Source organism: Mesorhizobium sp. M5C.F.Ca.IN.020.32.2.1, assembly GCF_004023105.1.
Classification (GTDB): Bacteria; Pseudomonadota; Alphaproteobacteria; order Rhizobiales; family Rhizobiaceae; genus Mesorhizobium; species Mesorhizobium wenxiniae.
Genome location: NZ_RZSX01000549.1, coordinates 1 through 4,378 on the forward strand (window position 1 = coordinate 1; position 4,378 = coordinate 4,378).

Consider the following 4,378-nt stretch of genomic DNA (forward strand, 5'->3'; position numbering starts at 1 on the left):
GACATATTGCATGCCGACCATGAGCTTGCCCCACCACGGCCGCAGGATCTGGTTGAGTGTCGGCAGCCTGCCCCGATACGTGTAGTTGATGCCGACATGGTCCTGCAGGTTCGCGCCGACATTCTCATTGGCGTGAATGACGGGAATACCGAGCGCTCCAAGGAGCGCCGAGGGACCGATGCCGGAAAGCTGCAGCAATTGAGGCGAGTTGATCGAGCCGCCCGACAGAATGACTTCGCGACCGGCGCGGGCAGTCTTCGTCTCACCGTTCTGCAGGTACTCAATGCCAACGGCACGCTTGCCCTCAAAAAGGATTCTGGTCGCCAGCGCATTCATCTCGACGCGGACGTTTTTGCGCTTCATCGCCGGGCGCAGGAAGGCGCGGGCGGCCGACATGCGGCGGCCGTTCCTGGTGGTGATCTGGTAGATGCCGACGCCTTCCTGAACGGCACCGTTGAAATCGCGATTGAGTGGCAGGCCGGCTTGCTGACCGGCCGCCAGGTAGCGCTTGGTTAGCGGATGGACGGCGGTCGAGCAGTCGGTGATGTGCAGTGGGCCGCCGATGCCGCGCCATTGGTCGGCGCCGGCCTCATTGTCCTCCAGCGCCTTGAAGGCCGGCAGCAGATCGTCGTAGCTCCAGCCGGGATTGCCGGCATCTCGCCAGGCATCGAAATCCTCGCGCGCGCCTCTGATCCAGACCATCGCGTTGATCGAGCTCGAGCCGCCGAGCAGCTTGCCGCGCGGCCAGTGATCGGTGTTGTTGTCGAGCCCGGGATCCGGGTCGGTCTTGTAGTTCCAGTTGACCGCTGGGTCGAAGAAGGTCTTGCCGTAGCCAAGCGGCATCTGCACGTAGAAGCGCCGATCGGTGCCGCCGGCCTCGAGCACCAGCACCGAGAAGCGGCCGGAGGCGGACAGCCGTTCGGCGAGGACCGAGCCGGCCGAGCCGGAGCCGACGACGATGAAATCATAAGTCTGCATGGTGGCTGCGGCCGGCTCCGAATGTTCGCACAACCTAGACGCCGCAAGCCGCCGCGATCACCGGAGCTTCCGGCACCCTCTGTGAAAAAAGCGACCGGTACTTCGTTTGCATTCGGTGTCTTGCCCGAAGCGGCCTTCGCCTCGTGGGAGCATCATACGCCATCATCAGCATTTTGCTTGAAATCATAACGCATGATCGGGCGGGCTGGCACCCTGCGAGCGACGACCCTGAACCCGGCGCGAGCGAAGGTGGCGGCGTATCCACTGCCGGAAGCACTCGGCGACACATCGGCATCAAAAGGATAGGCCTCAAGCGCAGGGGCATTTGCGCGCCTTGCAGCTTGCAGCGCCGCTGCGATCAGGTGGGACGTGACGCCCTGCCGGCGGTATCTTTTTCGCACGTAGAGGCAGGACAAGGACCAGACCGGCGCATCATCCACTCGCCTGAGCTGCCACAGCCGATCGAGCCAGGGCACGGCATCTCGCGGTGTCACCTGGCACCATCCGACAGCAGTATTGCCGTCGAGAGCAAGCACGCCTGGAGGCGGACCAAGCTCGACGGCTTGCCGGAACGCGGACTTGTTTTCCTCACCTGGTCGCTTTCGATAAGAACTGCCGATACGCCCGTACATACACCAACATCGACTGCAGACGGCGCTCTCATCGAACAGGTCCTCGAGCGCGGACCATAGATCGGGCGTCAGACGGCGAGAGGTAAGTTTCATGTCAGCCTTCCTCAACTCACTCTGCTCAGTCTAGTACCTGCTGGCGCGGTGACGCATCAGCGCCACGACGATACGGGATCGGGAGAAGATCAATATCGAGGGGATTTGGCGCATGGTGCACTACGCGGATGGACGGCCGATCGCGGAAAAGCATGCATTCCCTTCGGATCAGGGGGCGCACGGGTGGAAAGGCCCTCAAGTCCTGTTGCGTTAGGCGCGAAGAACGACATCAAAATCCCCTGTCCAACGTCGTTCCGGCGACGCTATGGGGTCAAGTCCAAGACTGCTGTCCTGCTCCGCATATCGACGGGGAGGGAAACGTGCTCGTGCGTCATCGTCCATCGGTCTCCAGCTCGACGAAATGCATTGCTCACGCGCACCCAGTAGTCGACTTTCGCGCCGGTTTTCAGGATGCCACGCGCTCGGATAAGCATCCAGGCGGCGGCAACCGCATCGCCGGCCGCAACATCCAGTTGGCCAAGCTCCTGGCCAATCGGACCAGACCAGCGGGGAAACCAATCCAGGAACCGCTCGCGAAGGGCGTTGGATCCCACATACCGAAGCGGCGGTACGAGGTCGAAATAGACTATGTCGTTGGAGTAAAGGGACATAAGCCACTCGATGTCTTTGGCGCCCATGGCAGCCGATCGACTCTCCAGCAGTTCCCTAACCGCGGCTTCCACGCCTGGCATCGTCTCCTCCAATCTCTGCATTTCGCCCGCTTGCCGGGCATCAGGCTGTTCCTCCCACGTTGGTCATCAAGGTAACCACCGTTGGTGCTTCCCGACAACCAGCGTTCACCACTTGAACAATCACGGAAATCATCATGGCGCGCGGCGACGCGAGAAACATGCATGGCGACGCCACAAGCGCCGAGACCTCCCGCGCTCGGCTTCACCCGCTACCCGGTCGTCGGCAACGGAACGGCTCAATTGAGCCCATAGCCGAATTTCAAACTGCGAAATTGCCGGCTGGTGGCGCGTTGACGCATCATCGCCATCCCGATACGGGATCGGGACGATCGATCTCGAAGGGATTTGGCGCATGGTGCATTATGCGGATGGACGGCCGATCGGCGATCTGACGCTCAGGACGCTTGCCATGCCCTCGGACGCCAATGCGGCGGGCGACATCTTCGGCGGCTGGGTGATGGCGCAGATGGATCTGGCCTGCGGCATCCGCGCCGCCGAGCGCGCCAAGGGCCGAGTGGTGACGGCAGCGGTGAAGGAAATGTCGTTCGCCAAGCCGATGAAGATCGGCGACACGCTGTGCATCTATACTAATGTCGAGCGCGTCGGCCGCACCTCGATGGCTCTCAAGGTCGAGGCCTGGGCGCAGCGCTACCTCTCCGACCTGATGGAGAAGGTCACCCATGCCGATTTCGTCATGGTGGCGCTGGACGGCGAAGGCAAGCCGAAGGCCGTTCCTGCCGAAAGCTGACCGGCTGGATGTCGTCGGCTTAAAGTCGAACGGCAACGCCGCTTCCAGTCTCTCGTAAGGAGATGGGAGCAGCGATGCTGTGTGATGCTTTTCATATTCGCGTTCGCACATTTCGTGACCATGTCCGGCAGGGCATGAGGAAAAGACAATGCGTCAACGATTGCTGAACGGCGTATTGGGGGCGCGCTTGCAGCCTTGTTCTGCCTGCTGGCCGCAATCGCCTATACCGAGGTCAAACACGACGAGGCCGAAGCCAGTTGCGCCTCCGAAAACCACACCCTCAATCGGCAAGCGAGCAGGTGCGAAATCTGCGTTGCAACGACGTGCCACACCGGCGCGATGAGCGTGAGCAATTGCGGCAAAGGGGCGGCCTGCGCCATCGAAGCAAGGTGGTCAATCGGGGACGAAATCGAAACGGACCGAAAGCCCACTGCGGGCCGGACTGCCGATGCAGCCGTAGAATTCGTCTACGCTACGCGCCGTGTGCAACCCTTGCAGCGCAAGAGTTTCAGGCATGAATTCCATCGAACCTCGCCCGCGCGGCCTTGACCCGCTCGGTGTTCTTGCGCGCCCATTCGCCGAGCGCACCGACCGGCACAAGAAGCTCGTAGCCAAGATCGGTCAGCTCATAGTCGACGCGCGGCGGAATGGTCGGAAACACGGTGCGGGTGACGAAGCCGTCGCGCTCAAGCCCGCGCAATGTGGTGGTCAGCATCTTCTGCGAAATGCCGCCGACGGCGCTGCGCAATTCGTTGAAGCGCAGCGGCCCGTCACCGAGCTTACCCACGACGAGTACGGTCCATTTGTCGCCGACGCGCTGCAGGATTTCCGAGATGGCGCGGCAGTCCTCAGTGCGGTGCGGGTGCCTTGGTAACAAAAAGGTGCCTCCTTGCGCCTCGTGAGTGCAGTCACTCATATAGCTCAGGTATCTAAACGATACCAGAAATTTGCCTGAAGGAGAGCCCCTCTATGTCCAAACCTAAAATCGCCATTGTCGTCGGTTCGACCCGCGCCGCACGATTTGCCGACGTTCCGACCCAGTGGATCGCCAAGATCGCCAAGTCGCATGCCGACATCGACGTGGAGGTGGTCGACCTGCGCGACTTCCCGCTGCCGTTTTTTGACGAGGTCGCATCGTCCGCCTGGGCGCCGTCGCAGAATGAAGTGGCAAAGCGCTGGCAGAAGAAGGTCGCCGAGTTCGATGGCTTCATCTTCACCGCCGCCGAATACAACCA

The 4,378-nt window shown here is 61.6% G+C and carries 7 protein-coding genes; 2 read left to right on the top strand and 5 right to left on the bottom strand.

Going from position 1 to position 4,378, the window contains the following annotated elements:
* The 3 genes from EOA86_RS23965 to EOA86_RS23975 form a co-directional block, all read right to left on the bottom strand.
* Nucleotides 1-978 (bottom strand): GMC family oxidoreductase N-terminal domain-containing protein (locus EOA86_RS23965; protein WP_206630115.1); only part of this gene is annotated, 978 nt, incomplete at its 3' end.
* A gap of 152 nt (nucleotides 979-1,130) precedes the next feature.
* Nucleotides 1,131-1,703 carry a GNAT family N-acetyltransferase gene (locus EOA86_RS23970; protein WP_206630116.1) on the bottom strand — a complete coding sequence of 191 codons (573 nt, stop codon included), beginning with the start codon at nucleotides 1,701-1,703 and terminating at the stop codon, nucleotides 1,131-1,133.
* Between the two features lie 263 nt (nucleotides 1,704-1,966).
* Nucleotides 1,967-2,395 (bottom strand): nuclear transport factor 2 family protein, encoded by a 429-nt coding sequence (locus EOA86_RS23975; RefSeq protein WP_164891934.1) that lies wholly within the window; start codon nucleotides 2,393-2,395, stop codon nucleotides 1,967-1,969.
* A 352-nt stretch (nucleotides 2,396-2,747) separates the two neighbouring features.
* Between EOA86_RS23975 and EOA86_RS23980 the strand changes: the two genes are divergently transcribed.
* Nucleotides 2,748-3,143, top strand: a complete 396-nt coding sequence (locus EOA86_RS23980; protein ID WP_128343937.1) for an acyl-CoA thioesterase — start codon at nucleotides 2,748-2,750, stop codon at nucleotides 3,141-3,143.
* 393 nt (nucleotides 3,144-3,536) lie between these two features.
* On the opposite strand, the gene EOA86_RS41295 is transcribed toward EOA86_RS23980, so the two are convergent.
* On the bottom strand, nucleotides 3,537-3,659 hold the full coding sequence (locus EOA86_RS41295; protein ID WP_281035687.1) for a hypothetical protein: 123 nt from the start codon (nucleotides 3,657-3,659) through the stop codon (nucleotides 3,537-3,539).
* Entirely contained in the window at nucleotides 3,652-4,020 is a 369-nt protein-coding gene (locus tag EOA86_RS23990; RefSeq protein ID WP_029350030.1) for a helix-turn-helix domain-containing protein, read from the bottom strand. The genes EOA86_RS41295 and EOA86_RS23990 overlap by 8 nt, the downstream gene beginning before the upstream one ends.
* 92 nt (nucleotides 4,021-4,112) lie before the next feature.
* Between EOA86_RS23990 and EOA86_RS23995 the strand changes: the two genes are divergently transcribed.
* Nucleotides 4,113-4,378: NAD(P)H-dependent oxidoreductase (locus tag EOA86_RS23995; RefSeq protein ID WP_164891935.1), on the top strand; the 266-nt coding region annotated here is incomplete at its 3' end.

Coding starts and splice junctions, on each gene's coding strand:
- EOA86_RS41295 (WP_281035687.1), bottom strand. CDS start 3,659: ATGCCTGAAACTCTTGCGCTGCAAGGGTTGCACACGGCGCGTAGCGTA.
- EOA86_RS23980 (WP_128343937.1), top strand. CDS start 2,748: ATGGTGCATTATGCGGATGGACGGCCGATCGGCGATCTGACGCTCAGG.
- EOA86_RS23975 (WP_164891934.1), bottom strand. CDS start 2,395: ATGCCAGGCGTGGAAGCCGCGGTTAGGGAACTGCTGGAGAGTCGATCG.
- EOA86_RS23970 (WP_206630116.1), bottom strand. CDS start 1,703: ATGAAACTTACCTCTCGCCGTCTGACGCCCGATCTATGGTCCGCGCTC.